Origin of the sequence: Streptosporangium sp. NPDC020072, assembly GCF_040631445.1 — a bacterium.
Classification (GTDB): Bacteria; Actinomycetota; Actinomycetes; order Streptosporangiales; family Streptosporangiaceae; genus Streptosporangium.
On sequence record NZ_JBEYAB010000030.1, the window covers coordinates 1 to 20,559 of the forward strand.

Below are 20,559 nucleotides of genomic sequence, written 5' to 3' on the forward strand. Positions count from 1 at the left end.
TCTCAGGGAACTACAGGTGCTGCTGGCCGTCTGGGCAGGCCGGTGCCCGACCTGCCACCAGCGACCGCCCTAACCACCTAACAAAGCACTACTAGAAGGACTCGACCCAGAGATACCAGGGGCCGTAGTAGTGCTCGACATAGGGTTCGTATTCCTCCTCTTCCGGCAACGGGGGTTCCCCGTACGGGCTCCATATGAGGCCGTGGGCGTGGATGACGTCGCCGCCACCGGCCAGCGCGAAGCGCACGGTGTTTCCATGCCGTTCAGCCCAGGAGACGTCGAACGACCCCAGCGTTCCGGACCTCGTCTTCCAGTCGGCGTCCCCCGCCACCGCCGACCGGGCGACCCTTTCGAAGGCCTGCTCGGACAGGGCGAACCTGGATTTCGCCGGTTCCCCCGCCACGACCAGGGCGAGGACCAGGAGCCCGATGGCCGGCGGCGCCGCCCAGCGCGGCAGGTTCCGCCTGACGTCCGGCCGGGTCACCGGGTTGAGAAGCCTGGCGACGAGGCGGCCGAACCAGATCACTCCGAGTACGAGGGCCACCAGGAGAACGGGAAGCACCCAGAGGGAGACACCGCCGGGGTAGCTCGCCCCGTACAGGAGCAGAAGGGCGACGACCGTCAGCGAACCGATCAGGGGAAACCCCGGTGCGCCGATCGAACTCATCGAAGACCGTTCTTTCAGGGCCACAGTGACTCCAACCGGTGCGGATTCCGACCCTTCATGATCTACGAAGTCTGTTCGTGGGATCCAGTGCGCGAGGGTGCAGGAAATGTGGATTCTTCGCGGGTTCGGAGACCGTGGAAGGAGTCAGCCGGTTGTGGAACGACGGCCGCCTGATACGGAGGAGGGGCTTTCCGGATCCGTCCGGAGACGTTTGGAGTGGTGGCGGCCGGGCTTCGGGGGGCGGAGGGTTGGGGGAACCCTCCCGCCTACCCCTCATGGAGGCGAGTCCATGTCGCGCGTAGACATCTCCCATACCTTCGTGCGCTCCCCCGGCCGGGACCCCGAGGACGACCGGCTGCTGGCGCTGCTGGTGACGACGTGGGTCCTGGTGACCGGACGGGTTCCTCCCGACCGTCCCTTCGACGAGTTGAGCGCCGACGAGCTGTTCGACTTCTGGGCCGACGACCAGACGGCGGAGGTGTGACCACAGGCCGATGAGCCGCCGGAGTCCGGCCCGTGGACACCGCGGTTCCGTGTCCGCCGAATCCTCTGGGATGCTGGGCGGAGAACCGCGCCCCTGCTGCGCCAGGACCGGTGCCAGGTTTTCCTGGCGGAGAGGACCAGCATGCCCATCGCCTTCCACTACGCCGACGACACCGAACGCGGGCACGCCGAGAAGCTCGCCGCGACACGCCACAGACTCCTCAACGAGGGGACGTCCCACCCGGCGTGGGAGGAGCTGACCGACGGCGAACGCGAACGGGCCGCGACGGAGGCGGCCTGGTATCTCCGGGCGGGGCGCCGGGCCGGGCTGTACGACCGCAACGTGGCCCCGCCGGTCACCTCCATGGCCCGTGGCGCCGACGGCAGACCGATCTCCCGGGACGACCACGAGGCCCAGCTGCGCGCCTGGATCGAGAAGAACGGCACCGGGGAACGGCTCGCGCTGCTGGACAGGGCGGAGCTTTCGGTCGTGACGGCGCTGCTGAACGAGTTGTGCGGCGCCCTGCCCAAGGAACGGCTCGGCCAGTTCGCCCGCGAGATGGCGGTGAAACTGAACGACCGGGGAGGCGTGTGACCTGCCCGTGGTGACGGCCCCGTGCTCCGGGTACGGCCCGGACGCGGGGAAAGCCGGGCTCAGTGCCGGGCGGGGCCCAGGAGTTCGGCGAACAGCCGCTCCCACATCGGCGTCACGACCTCCGGGGAGTAGTCCCGGGAGGTCCGTACGGCCGCGGCCCCCATCCGCAGCCGTAGCTCGCGGTCGCCGATCAGCCGTAGCAGCCCCCCGGCCAGGGCGTCCACGTCCCCCGGCGGTACGAGCAGCCCGTCGACCTCGTCGGTGAGGACGTCACGCGGGCCGGTCGGGCAGTCGAAGGCGACGACCGGCAGGGCGTGGGCCATGGCCTCGATCATCACCATCGGCAGTCCCTCGAAGCGGGAGCTGAGCGCGTAGACCGACGCCTGGGCCAGCTCCCGGTCGAGGCGGTCGCTGCGTCCCATCAGGGTGACGTTGTCGCCGACCCGGTGCTCCTTGACGAGCGCGCGCAACGCGGCCTTCCCCTGGCCGGTGCCGTACAGGCGCAGCCGCCAGTCGGGGCGGTGCCGTACGACCTGGGCGAAGGCCGGGACGAGCAGGTCGAAGCCCTTCTGCGGGACGAGCCGCCCGGCGGCCACCACCAGGCGGTCGTCCTGCCGGGACGGCGCCCGGTCGAGGGGGTGGATCGCGTTGGGGATCCGCACGACCGGGGTGTCCGGCAGCAGCGCCTGGTAGTCCGCGCGGTCGGTCCCGGTGAGCGTCGCGACCGCGTCCAGCCTGCCGTAGTGGCGGGCGATCTGCCGCCGGACGGTCTCCGGGTGGGTGGCCAGGTTGATGTGCTCCTGCGCGACCCGGACCACACTCCTGGGGGTACGGCGGGCGGAGATGAGGTTCAGCGCGGGACGGGTGGTCACCAGGACGCCGTCCCGCAGGGAGGAGACGTAGTCGGCGACGGCCCTCTCGACCCGTTCGGTGAAGTAGGCCGCCGCGAACTCGCCGGGCGGCACGACCTTCCCGCGGACCCTCCGCCAGGCCCTGCGGCCCAGCGAGTCCTGGGGTATCCCGGCGCGCTGGTCGGCCAGGACGGTGACCGGCACCCGGGAGTCGATGGGGAAGCGGGGGGCGTCGCGGCGCCGTACGACGCTGACGATCTCCACCTCGTGCCCGGCCCGTGCCATCGCGTTGGCCTGGTTGACCACGGTGCGGATCGTGCCGCCCATCCCGTAGGCGTGCAGGAGCAGGTAGCGGACTCTCACGGAGCCGCCAGGTAGTCCCAGGTGACGGCCATCGGGCGCAGCGCCTCGGGGACCTCGTCGGGGGCCGGGAGGGCACGCCCCGGCTGCACGCTTCCCGAGCGGATCTTGTCCTTCCAGTCGCCGAGGCCCTTCTGGAGCACCTCCTGCTCCCCGTATTCGAGCATCCCGGTCTCCCAGGGGACGCCGAGGAAGTCGCACAGACGCCGGGTCTCCCGCCTCGGGTTCTCGGTCAGGTCCTCGTAGCGCACGGTCAGGCCGTCGAGCGCCCGCCGCGCCCGCTGCACGGCCTTCATGTAGCGCAGGGCGTCGAGCGCGGCCTCCTGCGGCGTACGGCGCTCGGGGCTGGCCTCGTGCCAGGATTTCGCGATGGAGGCCGGGTGCCGCAGCAGGAAGACGAAGCGGGCGTCGGGCCAGCAGGTGGCGATGCGCTCGAAGGCGAAGGCGTTGGCGGGCGTCTTGTCGACGATGAAGGACTTACCGCTGCGGACCAGTTCCCGGTGCAGGACCCGGTCCCACAGCAGGTGTTCCAGGTCGGCGCCGTTGTGGCCGAGGGCCTCCATCGCCCGCTTCGACAGTGAGGTGCCGAAGTCCACGCTCAGCCTGCGAACGTGCAGCTCGTGCGGGGCGTGCAGCATGGAGTGGGCGTTGAGCAGCGCCCGCAGCAGCGTGGAGCCCGACCTGACGGGGGACAGGACGAAGATCGGCGCGGTCAGCAGCCGGTCGGTCACCGGGTCGGCGGGAGGCCGTATCGGCTCCCGCTCCTCCTCAGGGGCGTCCCTCACCCGGTTGAGCTGGAATCCGGTGACCCTGACCAGGGCCTTGCTGACCGTGCGCTGCCAGTTCATGGCGAGGCACGTTACCCAGCCTTCCTGGCATTTCTCTGTGTACGGCCCGGCACCTCGGCGTCAGCGGCGCCCGGGCGGGACGATCCGTACCCGCTCCTCGGGGCGTTCGTCGATGCCGTCGAGCTGCTTGACGACCGTCTCGCGCAGGTCGTCGTAGTCCTGGAAGGAGTGGTCGTTGAACAGGGTGTAGCCGGTCCACATCAGGTTGGCGCAGACCCGGGCGGGGACCTGGCCGGTGGCCGCGCCCATGCCGACCAGCGCGACCGAGGTGATGGCGCCGGGCTCGTTCCTGTTGTGCATGTGGACGGCCTGGAAGGCGGCGGCGCACGCCAGTGCGACGTTCAGCGTCTCGCTCACGTCCTGCGCCGAACGGGTCATCGTCGGCGTCGAGATGAGGAACTTCGGGGTGACCGCCCCGGAGCGCACGCACACGGCGCTGCCGACCGGGAGCGTCCCGCCGAACTCGTCCTTGATGGCCCGCTGGACCCGGAGCTGGATGCCCGCCCCGAGGTGCCGCTTGATGACCGCGTCGACGCCGCCGTCCATCCGGCCCTTGGAGTTGGTCGGGGTGACCCAGGCGTCGACGTTCTGGTCGAGGATCGACCCCCTGGTGATGTCGATCTCGGGGGTGTCGGCGAACGCCGCCAGCCACGACTGCACCACCTCGGTGTTGACGTCCGTCAGCACGACCCTGAGTGGTGACTTCACGTGTTCGACGGCCATGGATGTGCTCCAGTCGCAGGAGGTTCTTTCCGACATATCCGAAAATATCCTGCTGGACTGACAATTTGGATCATGCTTGGTGAGGCCGTCCCGGAGATCGCGCCCAGGGCTTCCAGACGGCACAATTCCCCCCGATCCGCCCCATCCGTTGTCCGTACGGCACGCTGACCAGGAGCTCACGATGAGTGACGGCAAGACCCCGCCCGACCCGAACGACCCGCTGGCCCTGGCCGAGCTCTTCGCCGGGGGCGAGGCCTGGCTGCCGCTCCTGAAGCCGGTCATCGAGCAGCAACCCGGGCGCGACCGGTTCATCGGCCCCAACCGTGACCCGCAGATCGTGCCCGTGCGGGAACTGACCTTCCAGGCCCTCAAGCCCAACCCGCCGCACAGGTGGAAGGTCGTCGTCTTCGGCCAGAACCCCTACCCCAGGGCCGAGAGCGCCACCGGCATCGCCATGTTCGACAACACCTTCCACGACTGGAGCGACAGCCAGTTCGGCAAGGTCGTGAGCATCCGCTGCATCATCAAGGCGGCGGCCATGTGGAAGTACGGCATCCCCAAGAAGACGCCGATCGCCGACATCCGCGCGCTGCTCAAGGAACACGAGACCGTACAGCCGCCGGAGTGGTTCCAGGCGATGCTCACCCAGGGCGTGCTGCTGCTCAACGCCGCCCTGACCGTCAGCGGCGACGGGGCGATGGGCACCGCCAAACACACCGGGTTCTGGAAGCCCGTCGTCGAGACGATCGTCGAGGAGATCCTCAAGGCCAAGCGGGACGCCGAGGACGAGGAGGACCGCGGCATCGTCTTCGCCTGGTGGGGAGCGCACGCCCGCAACCTGAAGGCGATCGTCCAGCGCCTGGAGAGGAAGTATCCCGAGGTCACGGTCTGGCACATCGACCACCCCAACCCGGCGGCCCAGGGCGACATCTTCTGCGACGACGACCACTTCGGCGCGGTGAACAACGCCCTCAGGGCACTCGGCACCGACGAGATCGACTGGCTGCCCAGCAAGGGGTGGAACACGGCCGCCGGAGGTGAGACCGCCGGCCGCATGGGGGAGTTCATCGCCTCGACGATGGAACTCCATCAGCTCTATCTGGAGCGGCTCGCCAGCGTCAAGGACGAGGGCCTGCTCCTGCCCGCGATCACCGGCGTCTTCGACACCCCGCTCATGGACTTCCTCAAGGCCGTCGAGCCCGTCGAACGGCTGCTGTCCGGCCTCGGCGGGCACGTACGGCGGGCGCACGAGTTCGGCGCGCGGAAAGCGGGCGTCCTGTCCGCGGAGGAGGCCGCCGCGCTGTACCTCTACACCTGCGAGTCGGACTTCTACCGGCGGATCAACGCCACCCTGCGCGACCCCGACCGCACCCGGATCGTCCCCTACCTGCCGTACCTGCGCCTGCTGTTCGCGGCCGTCTCCAACCTGCCGGCCCACCGGGAACCGCTGTGGCGCGGGGTCTCGCTCGACCTGCGGGCCCAGTATCCGCTCGGCCGTACGGTGACATGGTGGGGCGTCTCCTCCTGCACCTCCGAGCTGGACGTCGCCAGGGGCTTCCTGGGCAGCCGGGGCAAGCGGACGCTCTTCGAGGTGCGTCCCACCCGGGCCGTGGGCATCCGGGCGTTCTCCGCGTTCACCGGCGAGGAGGAGTTCATCCTCACCCCCGGCACCCAGCTCAAGGTGACCGACGTGAGGACCGAACGCGGTGGGCTGTGCACCGTGCAACTGACCGAGCTGGACGAGCAGAGCATGGTGGCCTGAGTAGTGTGACGGACATGAGCGAACCACTTGATCCGGACATGTTCGCCGGCTGCCGGAACATCGTCCCGCCGATGAGGATGCACAACAAGTGGGCGCTCAAGATCATGGTCTGTCTGGAGCCGGGGCGGCGGCGCTTCTCCGAACTCCAGGTCCCGCTGCGGGGCATCACCCCGAAGGTCCTCACGGAGTCGCTACGGGCGATGGAGCGTGACGGCTTCGTCACCCGCACCGCCTACCCCGGCGTCCCGCCCAGGGTCGAGTACGAGCTGACCGACCTGGGACGGTCCCTGCTCGGGCCGATGGACGCCTGGTGCCGGTGGTCCGAGGAGCACCTGACGGAGCTTGAGGCGGCCCGCGAGGCCTACGACGCCGCCGTCTGACCCTCCCGTCCTTCGGGCCTTCCGGGTGCTTCGGGCTTTCGGGTCAGGCGACCGCGACCACCGCGCGGGTGTGCCTCCTCTCGGTCGCCTCGTCGACGAGCGCGACCGCGAGGTCGGCGTAGGAGAACGCCGGGGCGCCCTCCTCGGCGGGCAGTACGGCGCCGCCTCCGGCGCGGTAGACCCCGGTGCGCTCGGCCTGGGCGTCGAGGAAGACCGGGGGAGGGGTCACCACGACCCAGTCCAGCCCGCTCCCGGCGAGGATCGCGATCTCCGACGAGTGCCCGACGGAGAAACGCCGGTACTCCTCGGGGAAGTCCGGCGTGTCGTGCATCGCCACCCCGGGCGCCACCTCAAGGGCGGTGCCGACCCCGACCGTGACCAGCCGCTCCACACCCGCCTGGGAAAGACCCGCGACCAGCGCGTCGGCGGCCGAGGTGTAGAACTCGTCCGCGGGCACGTCCGCCCGGTAGACCGTGGAGATCACGGCGTCGTGCCCGGCCGCCACGGCCGCCACGCTCTCCGCCCGGGTCACGTCCCCCGCGACGAGCGTGACACCGTGACCCCGTACCCCCTCGTGCCCGCCGGGGTCCCGCACCACCGCCGTCACCGCGTGCCCCCGGGAAACCGCCTCGGCGACGACCCTCCTGCCCGCGTTGCCTCCGGCCCCGAACACCACGATCCTGCTCATCGCACATCCCTTTCGCCTGGTCTCGCTGGACGTGTCCAGACGCTAACCCCGCCTCCCTCGGTTACCGCAACGATAGGAAGGCCGCCGTCCGGCCCCCATCTCCCGGACGGCTCACCGGCCCCCGGCGGCGTCGAGAGCACCCGCCATGGCCGTGGTACGGGAGGTTCGTCTCAACGGCGTGACGCAGATCAGTCCGGACGGGTTCTACGTCACGGCCGCCATCGTCGTCACGATGAGTCGGCGGCCCGCTCGGATCGGCGGCTGAGGTCCCGCCGAGCCGGCCGCCATGGACGGACGTGTCGCCGGTCGGTACGGCCGGGGCGTCCTCTCCACTGACCTGACGCGTTCCCGGCCACCCGGCCGGGATGATTCCCTTGGTTGGGGTGACCCGTCGTCCGGACGTGACCCCGTACCGCCGCGGTCGCCATGTGCCCCGGGACACCGCTCACGGCGTGCCCCGCTCAGGCGGGCCAGATGCGGGTGAAGACCACACCGGTCCGAGTACGGCCCGCCTCACGCAGATCGAGGATGAGCCGTCCCCCGCGCCAGGTTCCCCGCGCCTCGACGGCTCCGTCCAGGAAGTGGCTTCGCGTGGTGAAGGAGACGACCCCGTCGCGCAGGTCGTAGCGGGCGACATGGACGCCCCCGAGCGGGACGTCCCGGTTGAGCCACGTCGCGATCTCCCGCCCCTCCTCGGGGCCGGGAGCGGGCTTCACCAGCACGTCGAGCACGACGCCGTCCGGGAGGAACCGGAACACCTGCTCCCCGGCGGCGTGGATCTCCGCAGGCCGCCGCAGCGCGCGGGCCTTTCTCACCTCTCCGGTCCGACGGTCGGCGGTTGGGTGCCCCTGGCGACGCGCGGCCGGTGCGGATCGGCCGGAGCCACCGGCAGCCGGTCCCCCTGAGTCGCCAAATGCCGCCCCTTTCCGTCACACGCCATTATTTCCTGACACGACAGGAGCATGCCGGGGACACAACCTCAGGGTGCCGTGAGGGGTTCCGAACGGTAGGCCCGATGGAGTGTCTCGACGAAGTCAGGTGCCTCCGGCAGGGGGACGGGGCCGATCCGGTGTACCGCGATCCCCGGTGACCAGGAGTTCATGACCACGGCCCCCGCCAACGCGGGCAGGTCGTCGAGCGTGATCTCCTGGACGCGCTGGGGCACACCGAGACGTTCAAGGCGGCGCCGTACGATCCCCATCGTGATCCCGCCCAGCTTCTCGGCGTCGGGCCACACCACGGCGGCACCGTCCCAGAAGGCCAGGTTCCAGATCGACGCCTCGCTGAGCCGTCCCCGGCGGTCGACGAAGGCGGCGTCGTCGAAGCCCCGCTCGACGGCCCGACGGAGGAAGTACGTCTTGGCGACCTCACCGACGTGCTTCACGGCCGGGAGCACCCGTTCGTACTCGACCGCCGTCAGGGCGAGCGGTCCGTGCGGGGCGGTCGCGGGAGGACCGGTGCGCACCAGCAGCGAGGGCTCCGCCTCCGCCCGCGTGAACTCGCCTACGGGGGAGTAGACCGTGGCCGTCAGCGACAGGTCGGCCGGACCGGCCCGGAGTGCCGTCCGCAGACACGCCAGCACCCGGTCGTCGGGCAGGGCCCGGCCGTACAGTTCCATCGAGGCGACCCTCAGCCGCTCCAGGTGGAGGTCGAGGCCCCGGACCCGTCCTTCGCGCACCTGCATGGCGGTGAAGTGGGCGTAGCCCGCGAAGGCGAGTGGCGCCAGCTCCTCGGCGCTCGCCTCGTGGCCGTCACGGTGAACAACGAAAGAGGACATGTGTCGCTCCAGACGTGTGTGGAATGTCCGTTCCTGGGGCGACGTTAGGGCTTCACACCAGTGGAAGGGTCAACCCGCCGGGAGGGGCACATGCTGATCGGGGAGCTGTCCCGCAGAACCGGGGCCAGCCCGCGCTCGCTGCGCTACTACGAGGAGCAGGGGCTGCTCGACACCGGCCGGGGGACGAACGGCTACCGCCACTACGACGAGGACTCCGTGGTCACGGTGCGCCAGATCCGCGCTCTGCTGAAGGCCGGTCTGTCCACCGAGGTGATCCGTTCCGTGCTGCCGTGCGCGCGGGGTGAACGCCCGGACTTCGACTGGTGCGCGGAGCTGTGGGACATCCTGAACGGCGAACTGGCCGCCATGGACGAACGCATCGACGGCCTCCAACGCAACCGGGGCACCCTGGCCTCCTACCTGACACCCCCCTGACCGGTCGTAGCCCCTCGGCGAGAACTCCCAGCCGCCAACGTCGCTACCGAGAAAGCGACATCAAGGCCCTCCTCAACGCCGGACGAACCCAACCGGCCTCCAGGGGGTTCTCCCGTTCCACCACCCGGCCACATCACAAGGAACCCGGCCTGAACACCCCAATCCCCCGGGAAAAGGGTTTGGGGTACCGGCGCCGTGCATGAGGGGTGTCGGCTTGGGCGCGTCGGTGTCTGGACTGAGGAGCGAAGGAGCGCAGCGACGGAGTGACGAGGGAAGACACCGACCCGAAGCGCCCGAGCCCGCGACGCCGAAGGCGTCGCAAAGAGACCCGGCTTGGGCGCGTCGGTGCTTGGACTGAGGAGCGAAGGAGCGAAGCGGATGAGTGACGAGGGAAAGCGCCGACTCGGAGGCGCCCGAGCCCGCGACGCCGAAGGCGTCGCAAAGAGACACAGCGACGAGGGAAAGCGCCGACTCAGGGCGCCCAAACCCGCGACGCCGAAGGCGTCGCAAAAGAATAAAGTGCTCTGATGCCTTTGGTTGAGGTCACCCATCGACCGGACATCGCCGAGACGAAGCTTCGTGAGCTCGGGGAGGTGTTGCCGCACCTGGTGTCCGTGGCCGTCGAGTGTCCTGAGGAGCCGTACGACGGCGACCTGCAGCCGGGCGACGTCGAGATCCGTTTCCGGGCGCTGGGGCCGTTTGACCGCTGTGGCCTGGACGTGGTGATCGAGATCAGGTCCAAGTGGTTCGAGAGCAGGGCGGTCGACCGGCAGGAGCGGGTGGATGGCCTCCACGAGGCCATCAGCGCCGCGACCGGCCTGACCGACTTCGGCGTCTACCTCTCCCTCCCGGTCGCCGCCTGGTCCCAGGGCGACTGAGGCAGCGGTTTCCAGTGCGGAGTCACGAGGTCATGGCTACGTCCCGGGGAAGGGGAGCGTGCTCTAGCGAGGGGCGTCGTGGGCTATGAGGGCGAGTTGGATGCGGTTGTCCAGGTTGGTCTTGGTGAGGATCCTGGAGATGTAGCCCTTGACCGTGCCGACGCTCATGTGGAGTTCGGCGGCGATGTCCCCGTTGGACAGGCCCCGGCCGACCGCGGCGGCGACCTCGCGTTCGCGGCCGCTGAGTCTGGACAGCAGCCGGTCGGCGTCGTCACGGCGGCGGTCGTCCGTCTCCGGCGCCAGGTGGGCGATCAGGCGCCGGGTCACGCTGGGGGACAGGATCGGCTCACCGGCCACGACCCTGCGGATCGCGTCCACGATGCCCTCCGGCGGGGTGTCCTTGAGCAGGAACCCGTCGGCCCCGGCGCGCAGGGCGCCGAAGACGTGCTCGTCGGCGTCGAACGTGGTCAGCATGATGACGTACGGCGGGGCGGGCCGTCGTCGGAGCAACCGGGTGGCGTCGATCCCGTCCAGGCCCGGCATCCGGATGTCCATGAGCACCACGTCGGGCGTGTGGGTGTCGACCGCGGACCCGACGTCGGCGCCGTCGGCCACCCCGCCGACCACGACCAGTTCGTCGGCGCCCTTGAGCATCAGCGTCAGTCCCGCCCTGACGAGCGGGTCGTCGTCCACGACCAGTACGCGTATGGCCGTCATGCCGGCCATGGTAGCCAGACCGTCAGGTGGAACTCCTCGCCCTCGACTCCGGCGTGCTCGACCCGGCCGCCCGCCAGCTCGGCCCGCTCCCGTACCCCGGCCAGCCCGGCACCCTCGCCGGAAGAACCAGATGAACCAGGAGAACCAGGGAAGCGGGGAGAGCTGGGAGAACCGGGGAAGCCGGAAGAACCAGGAGAACCGGGGAAGCCAGGGAAGCGAGAAGGGCCGGGAAAGCCGTGAAAGGCATCTGCGCCGGGCAAGGACCTCTCGTCGTGGAAGCCGGGGAAGGGTCCCTCGGTGGGGCCGGACGCTTCGACGGGGTTGCGGACCTCGACGGTCAGTCCCCGGCCGGGGGCGCCGTCGAGACGCAGGGCCACCGGCCGTCCCGGCGCGTGTTTGAGGGCGTTGGTGAGGCCCTCCTGGACGATCCGGTAGGCGGCCCGCGCCGTGGCGCCCGGCAGGTCGGGCAGCCGTATTCCGCCGTCGTGCGACTCGACCCGGGCGCCCGCCCGCCGTACCTCCTCGACCAGGGACCGCAGGTCCAGTTCGGCCAGGACGGGGGCCTCGCGCAGCACCGAGATGACCTGGCGCAGCTCCTGCAACGCCTGGTGCGCGTTGGCGCGCACCACCGAGGCCGCCTCGACCACCTCGGCCGGGTCGGCCTTCGCGTTGAACTCAAGCGCCCCGGCGTGCAGTGCCAGCAGTGAGAGGCGGTGCGCCAGCATGTCGTGCATCTCACGGGCGATGACCAGGCGTTCGGCGTGGCGGGCCTGTTCGGCGCGGCGCCGCTGCTCCTCCTCGGCTCTGCGGGCCCGTTCGACCAGCGAGAGCACGAGCTGACGGCGGGCCCGCGCCAGCATCCCCCACCCGGTCAGCGCCACCCCGAACAGCACAGCGACCAGGGCCCACACCGGGTACGGCGCCAGCCCCGGCGGCCGGATCCAGAAGCGCGTCAGCGTCGCGACCGTCCAGGCGGCACCGACTCCGACCGCGACGGCCGAACGCCGGTACAGGGCCGCCATCAGCGTCGCGACCCCCGCCGCGACCGACGCCGAGGCGGCGGGCACCGAGATGGCCACGGCCACCAGCGCCATGGTGGCGGGCCTGCGGCGTGCCAGCCACAGCGCGGCGCACGCCACCACGCCACCGGCCACGTCGACGGGGAGCCAGGTGTCGCCGAGCTCGCCCCACACGACCGCGACCGCCGAGGCCAGCGCGCAGACCAGGCCGCCCACCCGCGTCGCCCGGTCCCAGGTGGTCCTGGCGGGGCCGGGCCGTACGTCTGCCATCACGGGCGTTCAGCGTAATCGGGGGGATCGGCCGTGGGCAGCAACCAAAGTCGCCGCCACTGCCTCACCTGGGTTGCCACGGGCGGGTCCGAGGTCGCCGCCGACTCCTCACCCGGGTTGCCGCGGACAGGCCCGGAGGCACAGGCCCCGGAGGGGAGGCGCGGAACACGATCGCCGTATGACAGCGAACCGGAAAGGCGGCCGCCGGGCCGCGTTGCTGCTCGCGGTGGTCACACCGCTCGTGGCCGAGTTCACCCTCGGCAACCCGCCGCTCCGCATGGCGTGGATCCTGCTGCTGTGGACCCCGATCTACGGCGCGGGCACCGTTTTGGTGCGCGAGCTGGTACGGCGGGCCGGGACGGGCTGGGCCGGGGTGCTGCTGCTCGGCGCGGCCTACGGCGTCGTCGAGGAGGGCCTGGCCCTGCAGGCGCTGAGCAGCCCCACGATGTACGGCGCCGCCGGGTGGGCGCCCCGAATCCTGGGCCTGAACAGCGCCTACGCCGAGTTGCAGATCCCCTACCACGCGGTCTTCAGCGCCGTGATCCCGATCCTGCTGACCGACCTGGTCTTCCCCTCGCTGCGTGAGCGGCCCTACCTGGGCAGGCTGGGCCTCTGGTTGGCCGGGACGGTCTTCGTCCTGGGCGCGCTGCTGCTGCGGGTGACCGTGGTGACGAGCATCGACCCCGGATACCGGGCTCCGGCGGCGGTCCTGGCCGGATGCGCGGCCGTGGTCGCCCTGCTGACGGCGGCGGGCCTGCGGCTGCGGTTCCCCACAGGCGTCTCCCCGACCGAACCGACCGAACCGACCGGACTGGCCGGTCCGGCAAAGCCGACCGGACCGGCTGGACCGGCTGGGCCCGTTGTGGCCGGGGGGTTCGGTGTGGTCGTGGTCTTCGGGTACCTGGCGCTGCTGTTCCCCTTCGGGGGTGCGACCCGGCCCTTCTTCACCCATGGCGGGTGGGTCGCGGCGCCCATGACGGCCGCCGCCGTACTGGCCGTGGGGGCCGGGTGGCTGCTGCGCCGCTGGACGGCCGGGGGGCTGTGGACCGACGGGCACAGCCTGGCCCTGGCGGCCGGGGCCCTGGTCGCCCACACGGCCTTCGGGCTGGTCTCCAACGCCGACACGGTGGCCGACCGGATCAGCCTGGCGGCCGTCGGCGTGGTCATGGCCGCCCTGCTGGCCCTGCTCGGCCGCCGGGTCCGCTCCTCCCGGAGGTTCACGGCCCGATAGGTCACCCGGCGTGCGCCGAGGACCCCGTGTGTTCCGTGTGCCCGGCGTGCTCGGCGTGTTCGGCGCACAGGCAGCCGACGCCCCGTTCGATCCACTCGTGGCCGGTCCACTCGGGGTGCCGTTCGACGAGCAGGGCCCTGACCTCGGCGACGATCTCGGCCTCGTCGGCCGCCGAGTCGCGTCGCAGCCAGGTCTCCGCACGCAGTTCGCGCAGGTAGTCGCGGACGCCGGTGAGCACCTCGGGGCCGCCGAGGTCGCCGTGGCCGGGGACCACGGTCCTGTGGCCCGCGGCGGCCAGCCGGTCCAGCACCGCCAGCCAGCCCACACCGGAGACGTCGGTGTCGTACGGCGGGAACCAGGGGAAGATGGCGAACTGCCCGGTCTCGGCGAGGTCCCCGGTGAACAGCACACCGGCGTCCGGCACCTCGACCACCTGGTCGCCCCTCGTGTGGCCCCGGCCGGTCGGGCGCAGCCGTACGGTGCGACCACCGAGGTCCAGGTCGTGGGCGTCGTCGTAGACCAGGTCCGGGACGGGCACCGTGACGCCGTCCAGGCGGCGGGCGACGGTCTCGCCCAGGCCGCGGAACATCTCCAGGTAGCCCTGTCCCTTGGTCCCGAGGTCGTCGGCCTGGGCGCGGTTGACCAGGTAGGTGGCCTCGCCGGAGAACACCTGCGCGCCGAAGGCGTGCTCGGGGTGGAAGTGCGTCGTGGTCAGGTACAGCCTGCGGCCCGCCGCCACCTCCGAGGCGAAGGCGAGGACCTGCTCGGCGTTGGCGGTGCCGATGCCCGTCTCGACGACCAGTACGGCTCGCGTGCCGCCGATGACGCCGATGTTGGGTACGAGCCCGGCCCGGTGGTTCGGGATCACCAACAGGCCGGGGGCGATCTCCTGGGCGCCGGAGACCTGGACGACGGGGTCGGGTATGGGTTCGTGGGTCATGTCCTGATTGCAGCGCTGTGAGGCCTTCGCGGTCCAAGTCCTGTTGGGTGGCGGCGATGCCCTGCGGGTATCGTCGCCGGTCATGGAGCTACGCACGCTGCGGTATTTCGTGGCCGTCGCCGAGGAACTCCACTTCGGCCGGGCGGCCGCCCGGCTGCACATGAGCCAGCCGCCGCTGAGCCGGGCGATCAGGCGGCTTGAGACCGACGTCGGCGCCGTCCTGTTCCACCGTTCCCCCTCGGGGGTCCGGCTCACCCCGGCCGGGGCGGTGCTGTTCGACGAGGCGCGCGTCCTGCTCGAACAGGCGGAGCGGGTACGGGTGCGGGTGGCCGCCGCGGCGGGGGCCGCGACCGTCACCGTCGGCATCCTGGGCGACGGCACCGACCGGGGCGCGACCCGGCTGGCCGCCGCGTACCGCCGCAGGCACCCGGACGTCGAGATCCGGGTCCGGGAGACCGACCTGACCGATCCGACCTGCGGGTTGCGCGCCGGGCTGGTCGATGTGGCCCTGACGCGCGGGCCGTTCGACGAGACCGGTCTGACGGTGCGTGAGCTGCGGGCCGACCCGGTCGGCGCGGTGCTGCGCGCCGACGACCCGCTGGCCCGCCGCGACCGGCTGAGCCTGGCCGACCTGGCGGGGCGGCGCTGGTTCCAGTTCCCCGACGGCGTCGATCCGCTCTGGCGGACCTACTGGAACGGCGGCGAGCCCCGGGAGGGTCCGGTGGTGCGCGCCGTACAGGAGTGCCTGCATGCGGTGCTCTGGAACGGCACGGTCGGGATGTCCCCGCTCGGGCACACCCCGCCGGAGGAGCTGACCGTGGTGCCGCTGGCCGACATGGCGCCCAGCCGTGTGGTCGTGGCCTGGCGGACGGGCGACGCGAACCCGCTGGTCAGGTCGTTCGTCCGGATCGCGACGGCCGTCTACCGCGCCTGGGAGACCTGAGGAAGGGGCTGGGAGAGGGCGCTCACGATCAGGTCGGTCAGCGCGGTGACGGCGTCGTCGAGGGTCGTCCGCCCGTGGTTGAGTTCGGCGGCGATCGCGTCGGCCGCGCCGAGCACGCCGACACAGCGCAGCCGGAGCGCCCGGACGCCGAGGGCGGAGTGCGGGGCGAGCGCGGTGGCCATCAGGTCGGTGTAGTCGTCGAGCATCTCGCGCTGGATCACCTCCATCTCCGGGTTTCCCTTCAGGGCGGCGGTGACGGCGTTGAACTCCGGCATGGCGGTGGCACACGCGAAGTAGGCCGCGCTCATGACGCGGGCGACCTCGGGGCCGGTCGGCGGGGACTCGCCCAGCGCGCGGGTCAGCGCGGCCCGGTGCTGCTCGTCGAGCCGCCGGTGGAGCGCGGTCAGCAGGCCGTTCCTGGTGCCGAAGTGGTCGTAGACGATCGGCCTGCTCACCTCGGCGGCCTCGGCCAGGGTGGGCAGGGTCAGGCCGTCGGCGCCCTGGACGCGCACGACCGCCAGAGCGGTCTCCAGCAACTGCTCCCGTCTCTCCTGCTTGGACAGGCGGGTCGGTGATGTGGCCATCGTCCTCCTCTTGCGTCGCGGTCCCAGCTTAAGCTACAACGTGTAGCCTACAAAACGTAGCTTAGCCGTACGAGAGGAAACCCGATGGAACCGGTACTGATCATGGGCGGCTCCGGGCAGGCGGGCGCGGGCACCGCGGCCGTTCTCCGGCGGTGGTACCCGGCGCTGCCGCTGGCCGTCGCGGGCCGCGATCCCGGCCGCGCGCGGCGGGTCGCCGACGAACTCGGCACCGCCACGGCCGTCCCCCTCGACCTGCGGCGCGACGACCTCGGCCTGCCGGACGGCCAGGAGTGCTCGGCGGTGGTCGCGACGGTGTGGGACTCCCACCTCAACGGGCTGCGTTACGCGCAGGAACGCGGGCTGCCGTACCTCAGCATCTCCAACGGCCTGGTGGACCTCACGCCGGAGGTCTTCGCCGGTGCCCAGCGGGCCTCGGCCGCGCCGATCCTGCTGGCCAGCCACGGCTGCGCCGGACTCGTCGTCCTCGCGGCGCTGGAGCTGGCCCGCGAGTTCCACCGGCTCCACACCGTCAGGGTCGCGCTGGTGCTGGACGAACTGGACGGGGGCGGTCCGGCCGCCGTCGAGGACATGGAACGCCTGATGGCCGCGACCTCGGCGGGGCTGGTGCGCCGTGACGGTGTCTTCACCTGGGTGGACGGCCAGGAGGCCCAGGTGGAGGTGCTCACCGCCGACGGCACCGTACTGCCCGGCCAGACGGTCGCCATCCCCGACGTGCCGAGCCTGGCGCTGGCGACGGGCGCGCCGAACGTCCGCTTCGACTTCGTGGTCGGCGAGTCCTCGGGCAGGCGACGCGGCGGACCGGCCTCCGTCGAGCTCAGGATCGACCTGGAGGGGACCGGCCCCGAGGGGACGCCGCTCGACGTGACCCACCACATCACGCACCCCATGGGGCAGCGGCCGCTGACCGCGCTCGGCGTCGCCCTCGGCGTCGAACGGCTGCTCGGCCTGCGCGGAGACCCCGTGGCGCCGGGCCTGTACACCCCGGAGGCGTTGATCGACCCGGCCCTCGCGGTCGAGCGGATGGTCGAGGAGGGGACGCTCCTCACCCGGAGCCGGGTTCAGCGCTCGTCGACGACCTGACCGTTCAAGGCGGTGGCGTCCGAGGTGAGGGCCATGGTCAGCGGGGCCTCGGCGATGGTGGGCAGGGAGGCGAACGCGGCGCCCATCTGCGCACCGCTCTCCCAGTGCCAGGTGTCGGTGTAGACGCCGTCCTCAAGCCGGATCAGCACGGCGTGGGTGAGGCCGGGGTGCCCCTGCCTGACGGCCTCGATCAGCGCGCCCCTGCGGGCGAGGAACTCCTCAAGGTCACCGTCGGCGACGTGGTAGCGGTGCGAGCGGACCACGGACATGTCTGTTCTCCTTCGGAAGTGGGGGGGTTACCAGCTGCCCGCGACCTGGCGGATCGGGGCGTTCAGCCGGTTGAAGAGGTTGGTCACGGCGATCATCAGCAGGATCGAGGCCAGCTGCTTCTCGTCGAAGTGGTCGGCGGCGTTGTCCCAGACCTCGTCGGGGACGGCGTCGGAGTGGTCGGCCAGCCGGGTCGAGGCCTCGGCCAGTTCCAGCGCGGCCCGCTCGGCGTCGGTGTAGTACGGCGCCTCACGCCAGGCCACGACCAGGCCGATGCGGTCCTCGTTCTCCCCGAGCTTGCGCAGGTTCTTCAGACCGGCGTCCACACAGAAGCTGCAGCCGTTGATCTGGCTGACCCTCAGGTGGATCATCTCCATGAGCTCCTGGGGGAGGCCCTGCGACTGGGCGGCCTGGATCAGCTCCTGGATCGGCTTGATGACGCCGGGGATGATCGAGGCGGGGTTCTTCATACGGGCTTCCATGGTGTTCCTCGTTCCTTCCGTTGCGGTTGGTGTGAGATCAGGATGGATGTCCGTATTGATAGATTCGCTATGCACTCGCGATGTGGAGGTGATGGGGGGACGATGCTGCGCTTCACCCTGCTCGGTCCCGTTCGGATGACCGTCGACGGCGCCCCGCTGCCGGACATCGCCCCACGTCACCGGGCCGTGCTGGCCTATCTCCTGCTCAACGCCGACCGGGTGATCAGCATCGAGCGGCTGATCGACGCGATGTGGGGCCACGACCGGCCCGACACCGCCAGGTCGCAGATCCACGCCTCGATCACCGTGATCCGCAAGGCGCTGCGCGCCGCCGGAGCCGTACAGCTGCTGGAGACGCGGGCGGGCGGCTATGTCGCGCGGCCCGAGCCGGGGCAGGTCGACACGGGGGAGTTCACCGAGCTGGTGGCCGCGGGCGCGCTGCGCGAGGCCCTGGACCTGTGGCACGGCGAGGCGCTTGAGGACGTGCACGCGCACTACGTCTCCGGCGTCAGGGAGCTGTGGAACGACCGGCGGCTCTCCGCCTACGAGCGCCTGGCCGAGGAGGGGCTGGCCGCGGGGCGGCACGACGACCTGCTCGACGAGCTGGCCGCCCAGGTGAGCGCCAACCCGCTGCGCGAGAGGCTCAACGGCCATCTCGTCCTCGCCCTGCACCGGTCGGGACGGCAGGCCGACGCCCTGGCCGCCGCGCGCGCCTACCGTACGGCTCTCGCGGAGGAACAGGGGCTCGACCCCGGGCACGCCTTCGTCGAACTGGAGCGGGCGGTTCTGGCGGACGATCCGTCTCTTCGCCCGGCTGCCGAGGCCTCGGCTCCGGCCCGTCGGTCGACCTTCCTGCCCTACGACATTCCCGATTTCTCCGATCTTTCCGGACGAGTCGCTGAGGTGGAGCGGCTCGTGGGGGAACGCCGTGGAGCGGCGGTCGTCACGATCGACGGCATGGCCGGGATCGGCAAGACCACGCTCGCGGTCCACGCGGCCCACCGGATGGCCGGACGCTACCCGGACGGACAGCTCTTCATCGACCTGGGGGCGCACACCGCGGGCCGGGAACCGGTCGACGCCGCCGCCGCGCTTGAGGCCCTGCTGCGCCAGCTCGGGGTGCCCGCGGAGAGCATCCCGGTCACACCGGCGGAGCGCGGCGCCCTCTGGCGTGCCGAACTGGCCGGTCGCCGCGTGCTCGCCGTACTGGACGACGCCGCGGACGCCGAGCACGTACGGCCCCTGCTGCCGGGACACTCCGACACCCTCGTCCTGGTCACCAGCAGGCGGCGGCTCGTCGAACTGGACGGCGCCCACGCGCTCTCCGTCGAGGTGCTCGACGAGGAGGAGGCCACCGAACTGTTCGGGCGGATCGTGGGGGAACGCGCCCGGCGCGAGCCGGAGGCCGTAGGCGAGACGCTGCGCCTGTGCGGGTACCTCCCGCTCGCCATCCGCATCGCCGCCGCCCGCCTCCAGCACCGCCCGCGCTGGACGGTCGCCTACCTGGCCGAACGGCTGCGCGACCACCGCAGGCTCCTGGACGGCGTCTCGGCCGCCTTCGCCCTCTCCTACGAGCAGCTGGACGAGCGGGAACGGCACATGTTCCGCCTGCTCGGACTGGTGCCCGGCCGTGACATCGACGCGTACGGCGCGGCGGCGCTGGCCGGGATCCCGGAGGAGGAGGCCGAGGACCTCCTTGAGAGCCTCCTCGACGCCCACATGCTCCTGCAGCTCGAACCCGGCCGGTACACCTTCCACGACCTGCTCCGTGAGCACGCGCGTTCGATCGCCGAGGACGACGGCGCCGTCATGCGGCTGCTCGCCTACTACCTGCACCGCTCCCGCGCGGCCATGGACCGGCTCTTCCCGTACGGCGTCGCCGAGCGGGAGGGCGTCCCACGGCCCGCCACCCCGGTCCCGCCCGTCCGCGACGCCGTCGAGGCACTCGCCTGGCTCGACGCCGAGCGCGCCAACATCATCGCCACGGCCGTCCACGGTCCCGAGATCTGCCTCAGCCTGCTGTCCCTGGTGATACGGCCCTATCTCGACCGGTACGCGCACCACGACGACGCGCTCACCCTGTACACCCTGGTGCTCCAGCGCAGCCGTACGCTCGGCGACCGCGAGGTCCAGGCGCGGGCGCTGGCCGACCTGGCGTGGACCCACTGGCGGCTCGGCGACCACGACCAGGTGGACGAGCACGGAAGGCTGGCGCTGGCCCTCTACGAGGAACTCGGCGTTCCCGAGGCGGGTGAGCTCCGGGTCCTCCTGGAGTACGCGGGATAGAGCCGACGTCCGGTCTCCTCGTCATCGGTGCCACGCTTGTCCTGTAGGAACGCGCCCGTCGGCACGGGCTTCCCGAGGAGCGGATCATCGTTGACTGACAGGAGAGACGACCCGGTGGTGGTGATCGGGCTGGGCAGGTTCGGCACCTCGCTCGCCCTTGAGCTCGTCCGTCAGGGCACGGAGGTGCTGGCGATCGACCATCGGCCCAAGGTCGTGCAGAGTCTCGCCGGGCGGATTCCGCACGTCGTCACCGCCGACTCCACCGATCCCCA

At 71.3% G+C, this 20,559-nt stretch carries 24 protein-coding genes; 11 read left to right on the forward strand and 13 right to left on the reverse strand.

The annotated features are described in order from the left end of the window. Window positions 1-91 precede the first annotated feature (91 nt). Complete coding sequence (locus ABZ470_RS41220; protein ID WP_362918617.1) at window positions 92-667, reverse strand: hypothetical protein; 576 nt, start codon at window positions 665-667, stop codon at window positions 92-94. A gap of 289 nt (window positions 668-956) precedes the next feature. On the opposite strand from ABZ470_RS41220, the gene ABZ470_RS41225 reads away from it, so the two are divergent. Further along, a complete protein-coding gene (locus ABZ470_RS41225) occupies window positions 957-1,151 on the forward strand; it encodes a hypothetical protein (protein ID WP_362918619.1) in 195 nt (64 codons plus the stop codon). Between the two features lie 141 nt (window positions 1,152-1,292). Next, window positions 1,293-1,745 carry a hypothetical protein gene (locus ABZ470_RS41230; RefSeq protein ID WP_362784097.1) on the forward strand — a complete coding sequence of 151 codons (453 nt, stop codon included), beginning with the start codon at window positions 1,293-1,295 and terminating at the stop codon, window positions 1,743-1,745. A gap of 59 nt (window positions 1,746-1,804) precedes the next feature. Here ABZ470_RS41230 and ABZ470_RS41235 read toward each other — a convergent pair whose 3' ends face one another. Genes ABZ470_RS41235 through ABZ470_RS41245 form a run of 3 tightly spaced genes read right to left on the reverse strand, consistent with a single transcriptional unit; the run spans window position 1,805 to window position 4,527 of the window. Further along, complete coding sequence (locus ABZ470_RS41235) at window positions 1,805-2,959, reverse strand: glycosyltransferase family 4 protein (RefSeq protein ID WP_362918621.1); 1,155 nt, start codon at window positions 2,957-2,959, stop codon at window positions 1,805-1,807. Beyond that, on the reverse strand, window positions 2,956-3,804 hold the full coding sequence (locus ABZ470_RS41240; RefSeq protein WP_352015390.1) for a sulfotransferase: 849 nt from the start codon (window positions 3,802-3,804) through the stop codon (window positions 2,956-2,958). Before ABZ470_RS41240 ends, ABZ470_RS41235 begins: the two co-directional genes overlap by 4 nt. A gap of 60 nt (window positions 3,805-3,864) precedes the next feature. Then, window positions 3,865-4,527, reverse strand: coding sequence for a macro domain-containing protein (locus ABZ470_RS41245; protein WP_362784088.1), 663 nt, complete (start codon window positions 4,525-4,527; stop codon window positions 3,865-3,867). 181 nt (window positions 4,528-4,708) lie between these two features. Here ABZ470_RS41245 and ABZ470_RS41250 point away from each other — a divergent pair, with 181 nt between their 5' ends. Together ABZ470_RS41250 and ABZ470_RS41255 are read left to right on the forward strand one after the other, a co-directional pair. Beyond that, the gene (locus ABZ470_RS41250) at window positions 4,709-6,289 is read left to right on the forward strand and encodes an ADP-ribosyltransferase domain-containing protein (RefSeq protein ID WP_362918623.1); all 1,581 of its coding nucleotides are present in this window, start codon (window positions 4,709-4,711) and stop codon (window positions 6,287-6,289) included. Window positions 6,290-6,303: 14 nt separating this feature from the next. Continuing rightward, window positions 6,304-6,669, forward strand: coding sequence for a helix-turn-helix domain-containing protein (locus ABZ470_RS41255; RefSeq protein WP_352015387.1), 366 nt, complete (start codon window positions 6,304-6,306; stop codon window positions 6,667-6,669). A 43-nt stretch (window positions 6,670-6,712) separates the two neighbouring features. On the opposite strand, the gene ABZ470_RS41260 is transcribed toward ABZ470_RS41255, so the two are convergent. The 3 genes from ABZ470_RS41260 to ABZ470_RS41270 form a co-directional block, all read right to left on the reverse strand. Next, window positions 6,713-7,357, reverse strand: coding sequence for an NAD(P)H-binding protein (locus tag ABZ470_RS41260; protein WP_362918625.1), 645 nt, complete (start codon window positions 7,355-7,357; stop codon window positions 6,713-6,715). 461 nt (window positions 7,358-7,818) lie between these two features. Further along, window positions 7,819-8,172, reverse strand: a complete 354-nt coding sequence (locus ABZ470_RS41265) for a hypothetical protein (protein ID WP_362918627.1) — start codon at window positions 8,170-8,172, stop codon at window positions 7,819-7,821. A 164-nt stretch (window positions 8,173-8,336) separates the two neighbouring features. Continuing rightward, window positions 8,337-9,134 carry an aminotransferase class IV family protein gene (locus ABZ470_RS41270; protein ID WP_362918629.1) on the reverse strand — a complete coding sequence of 266 codons (798 nt, stop codon included), beginning with the start codon at window positions 9,132-9,134 and terminating at the stop codon, window positions 8,337-8,339. Window positions 9,135-9,224: 90 nt separating this feature from the next. On the opposite strand from ABZ470_RS41270, the gene ABZ470_RS41275 reads away from it, so the two are divergent. Together ABZ470_RS41275 and ABZ470_RS41280 are read left to right on the forward strand one after the other, a co-directional pair. After that, window positions 9,225-9,569, forward strand: a complete 345-nt coding sequence (locus tag ABZ470_RS41275) for a MerR family transcriptional regulator (protein WP_352015383.1) — start codon at window positions 9,225-9,227, stop codon at window positions 9,567-9,569. A 527-nt stretch (window positions 9,570-10,096) separates the two neighbouring features. Beyond that, window positions 10,097-10,447, forward strand: a complete 351-nt coding sequence (locus tag ABZ470_RS41280) for a hypothetical protein (RefSeq protein ID WP_362918632.1) — start codon at window positions 10,097-10,099, stop codon at window positions 10,445-10,447. 63 nt (window positions 10,448-10,510) lie between these two features. On the opposite strand, the gene ABZ470_RS41285 is transcribed toward ABZ470_RS41280, so the two are convergent. Both ABZ470_RS41285 and ABZ470_RS41290 read right to left on the reverse strand, forming a co-directional pair. After that, window positions 10,511-11,173, reverse strand: a complete 663-nt coding sequence (locus tag ABZ470_RS41285) for a response regulator transcription factor (RefSeq protein WP_362918634.1) — start codon at window positions 11,171-11,173, stop codon at window positions 10,511-10,513. Then, window positions 11,161-12,453 (reverse strand): histidine kinase, encoded by a 1,293-nt coding sequence (locus ABZ470_RS41290; protein WP_362918652.1) that lies wholly within the window; start codon window positions 12,451-12,453, stop codon window positions 11,161-11,163. The genes ABZ470_RS41285 and ABZ470_RS41290 overlap by 13 nt, the downstream gene beginning before the upstream one ends. 178 nt (window positions 12,454-12,631) lie before the next feature. Here ABZ470_RS41290 and ABZ470_RS41295 point away from each other — a divergent pair, with 178 nt between their 5' ends. Next, window positions 12,632-13,684 carry a hypothetical protein gene (locus tag ABZ470_RS41295; RefSeq protein ID WP_362918636.1) on the forward strand — a complete coding sequence of 351 codons (1,053 nt, stop codon included), beginning with the start codon at window positions 12,632-12,634 and terminating at the stop codon, window positions 13,682-13,684. 1 nt (window position 13,685) lies between these two features. On the opposite strand, the gene ABZ470_RS41300 is transcribed toward ABZ470_RS41295, so the two are convergent. After that, the gene (locus ABZ470_RS41300) at window positions 13,686-14,624 is read right to left on the reverse strand and encodes an MBL fold metallo-hydrolase (protein WP_362918638.1); all 939 of its coding nucleotides are present in this window, start codon (window positions 14,622-14,624) and stop codon (window positions 13,686-13,688) included. Window positions 14,625-14,706: 82 nt separating this feature from the next. Here ABZ470_RS41300 and ABZ470_RS41305 point away from each other — a divergent pair, with 82 nt between their 5' ends. Further along, window positions 14,707-15,567, forward strand: a complete 861-nt coding sequence (locus ABZ470_RS41305) for a LysR substrate-binding domain-containing protein (protein WP_362918640.1) — start codon at window positions 14,707-14,709, stop codon at window positions 15,565-15,567. On the opposite strand, the gene ABZ470_RS41310 is transcribed toward ABZ470_RS41305, so the two are convergent. Next, window positions 15,546-16,151 carry a TetR/AcrR family transcriptional regulator gene (locus ABZ470_RS41310; protein ID WP_362918642.1) on the reverse strand — a complete coding sequence of 202 codons (606 nt, stop codon included), beginning with the start codon at window positions 16,149-16,151 and terminating at the stop codon, window positions 15,546-15,548. The genes ABZ470_RS41305 and ABZ470_RS41310 overlap by 22 nt on opposite strands. An 84-nt stretch (window positions 16,152-16,235) precedes the next feature. Here ABZ470_RS41310 and ABZ470_RS41315 point away from each other — a divergent pair, with 84 nt between their 5' ends. Continuing rightward, window positions 16,236-17,252 (forward strand): hypothetical protein, encoded by a 1,017-nt coding sequence (locus ABZ470_RS41315; protein WP_362918644.1) that lies wholly within the window; start codon window positions 16,236-16,238, stop codon window positions 17,250-17,252. Here ABZ470_RS41315 and ABZ470_RS41320 read toward each other — a convergent pair. Together ABZ470_RS41320 and ABZ470_RS41325 are read right to left on the reverse strand one after the other, a co-directional pair. Then, complete coding sequence (locus tag ABZ470_RS41320) at window positions 17,231-17,521, reverse strand: hypothetical protein (RefSeq protein WP_362918646.1); 291 nt, start codon at window positions 17,519-17,521, stop codon at window positions 17,231-17,233. The genes ABZ470_RS41315 and ABZ470_RS41320 overlap by 22 nt on opposite strands. Window positions 17,522-17,548: 27 nt before the next feature. Continuing rightward, entirely contained in the window at window positions 17,549-18,001 is a 453-nt protein-coding gene (locus ABZ470_RS41325) for a carboxymuconolactone decarboxylase family protein (protein ID WP_352015374.1), read from the reverse strand. Between the two features lie 102 nt (window positions 18,002-18,103). Here ABZ470_RS41325 and ABZ470_RS41330 point away from each other — a divergent pair, with 102 nt between their 5' ends. Then, on the forward strand, window positions 18,104-20,287 hold the full coding sequence (locus tag ABZ470_RS41330) for a BTAD domain-containing putative transcriptional regulator (RefSeq protein ID WP_362918648.1): 2,184 nt from the start codon (window positions 18,104-18,106) through the stop codon (window positions 20,285-20,287). A 90-nt stretch (window positions 20,288-20,377) separates the two neighbouring features. Next, window positions 20,378-20,559, forward strand: a 182-nt coding sequence (locus ABZ470_RS41335; protein WP_362918650.1) for an NAD-binding protein, incomplete at its 3' end; no start/stop codon positions are given.

Coding starts and splice junctions, on each gene's coding strand:
- ABZ470_RS41220 (WP_362918617.1), bottom strand. CDS start 667: ATGAGTTCGATCGGCGCACCGGGGTTTCCCCTGATCGGTTCGCTGACG.
- ABZ470_RS41225 (WP_362918619.1), top strand. CDS start 957: ATGTCGCGCGTAGACATCTCCCATACCTTCGTGCGCTCCCCCGGCCGG.
- ABZ470_RS41230 (WP_362784097.1), top strand. CDS start 1,293: ATGCCCATCGCCTTCCACTACGCCGACGACACCGAACGCGGGCACGCC.
- ABZ470_RS41240 (WP_352015390.1), bottom strand. CDS start 3,804: ATGAACTGGCAGCGCACGGTCAGCAAGGCCCTGGTCAGGGTCACCGGA.
- ABZ470_RS41245 (WP_362784088.1), bottom strand. CDS start 4,527: ATGGCCGTCGAACACGTGAAGTCACCACTCAGGGTCGTGCTGACGGAC.
- ABZ470_RS41250 (WP_362918623.1), top strand. CDS start 4,709: ATGAGTGACGGCAAGACCCCGCCCGACCCGAACGACCCGCTGGCCCTG.
- ABZ470_RS41255 (WP_352015387.1), top strand. CDS start 6,304: ATGAGCGAACCACTTGATCCGGACATGTTCGCCGGCTGCCGGAACATC.
- ABZ470_RS41260 (WP_362918625.1), bottom strand. CDS start 7,357: ATGAGCAGGATCGTGGTGTTCGGGGCCGGAGGCAACGCGGGCAGGAGG.
- ABZ470_RS41270 (WP_362918629.1), bottom strand. CDS start 9,134: ATGTCCTCTTTCGTTGTTCACCGTGACGGCCACGAGGCGAGCGCCGAG.
- ABZ470_RS41275 (WP_352015383.1), top strand. CDS start 9,225: ATGCTGATCGGGGAGCTGTCCCGCAGAACCGGGGCCAGCCCGCGCTCG.
- ABZ470_RS41280 (WP_362918632.1), top strand. CDS start 10,097: ATGCCTTTGGTTGAGGTCACCCATCGACCGGACATCGCCGAGACGAAG.
- ABZ470_RS41285 (WP_362918634.1), bottom strand. CDS start 11,173: ATGGCCGGCATGACGGCCATACGCGTACTGGTCGTGGACGACGACCCG.
- ABZ470_RS41290 (WP_362918652.1), bottom strand. CDS start 12,453: ATGGCAGACGTACGGCCCGGCCCCGCCAGGACCACCTGGGACCGGGCG.
- ABZ470_RS41295 (WP_362918636.1), top strand. CDS start 12,632: ATGACAGCGAACCGGAAAGGCGGCCGCCGGGCCGCGTTGCTGCTCGCG.
- ABZ470_RS41300 (WP_362918638.1), bottom strand. CDS start 14,624: ATGACCCACGAACCCATACCCGACCCCGTCGTCCAGGTCTCCGGCGCC.
- ABZ470_RS41305 (WP_362918640.1), top strand. CDS start 14,707: ATGGAGCTACGCACGCTGCGGTATTTCGTGGCCGTCGCCGAGGAACTC.
- ABZ470_RS41310 (WP_362918642.1), bottom strand. CDS start 16,151: ATGGCCACATCACCGACCCGCCTGTCCAAGCAGGAGAGACGGGAGCAG.
- ABZ470_RS41315 (WP_362918644.1), top strand. CDS start 16,236: ATGGAACCGGTACTGATCATGGGCGGCTCCGGGCAGGCGGGCGCGGGC.
- ABZ470_RS41320 (WP_362918646.1), bottom strand. CDS start 17,521: ATGTCCGTGGTCCGCTCGCACCGCTACCACGTCGCCGACGGTGACCTT.
- ABZ470_RS41325 (WP_352015374.1), bottom strand. CDS start 18,001: ATGGAAGCCCGTATGAAGAACCCCGCCTCGATCATCCCCGGCGTCATC.
- ABZ470_RS41330 (WP_362918648.1), top strand. CDS start 18,104: ATGCTGCGCTTCACCCTGCTCGGTCCCGTTCGGATGACCGTCGACGGC.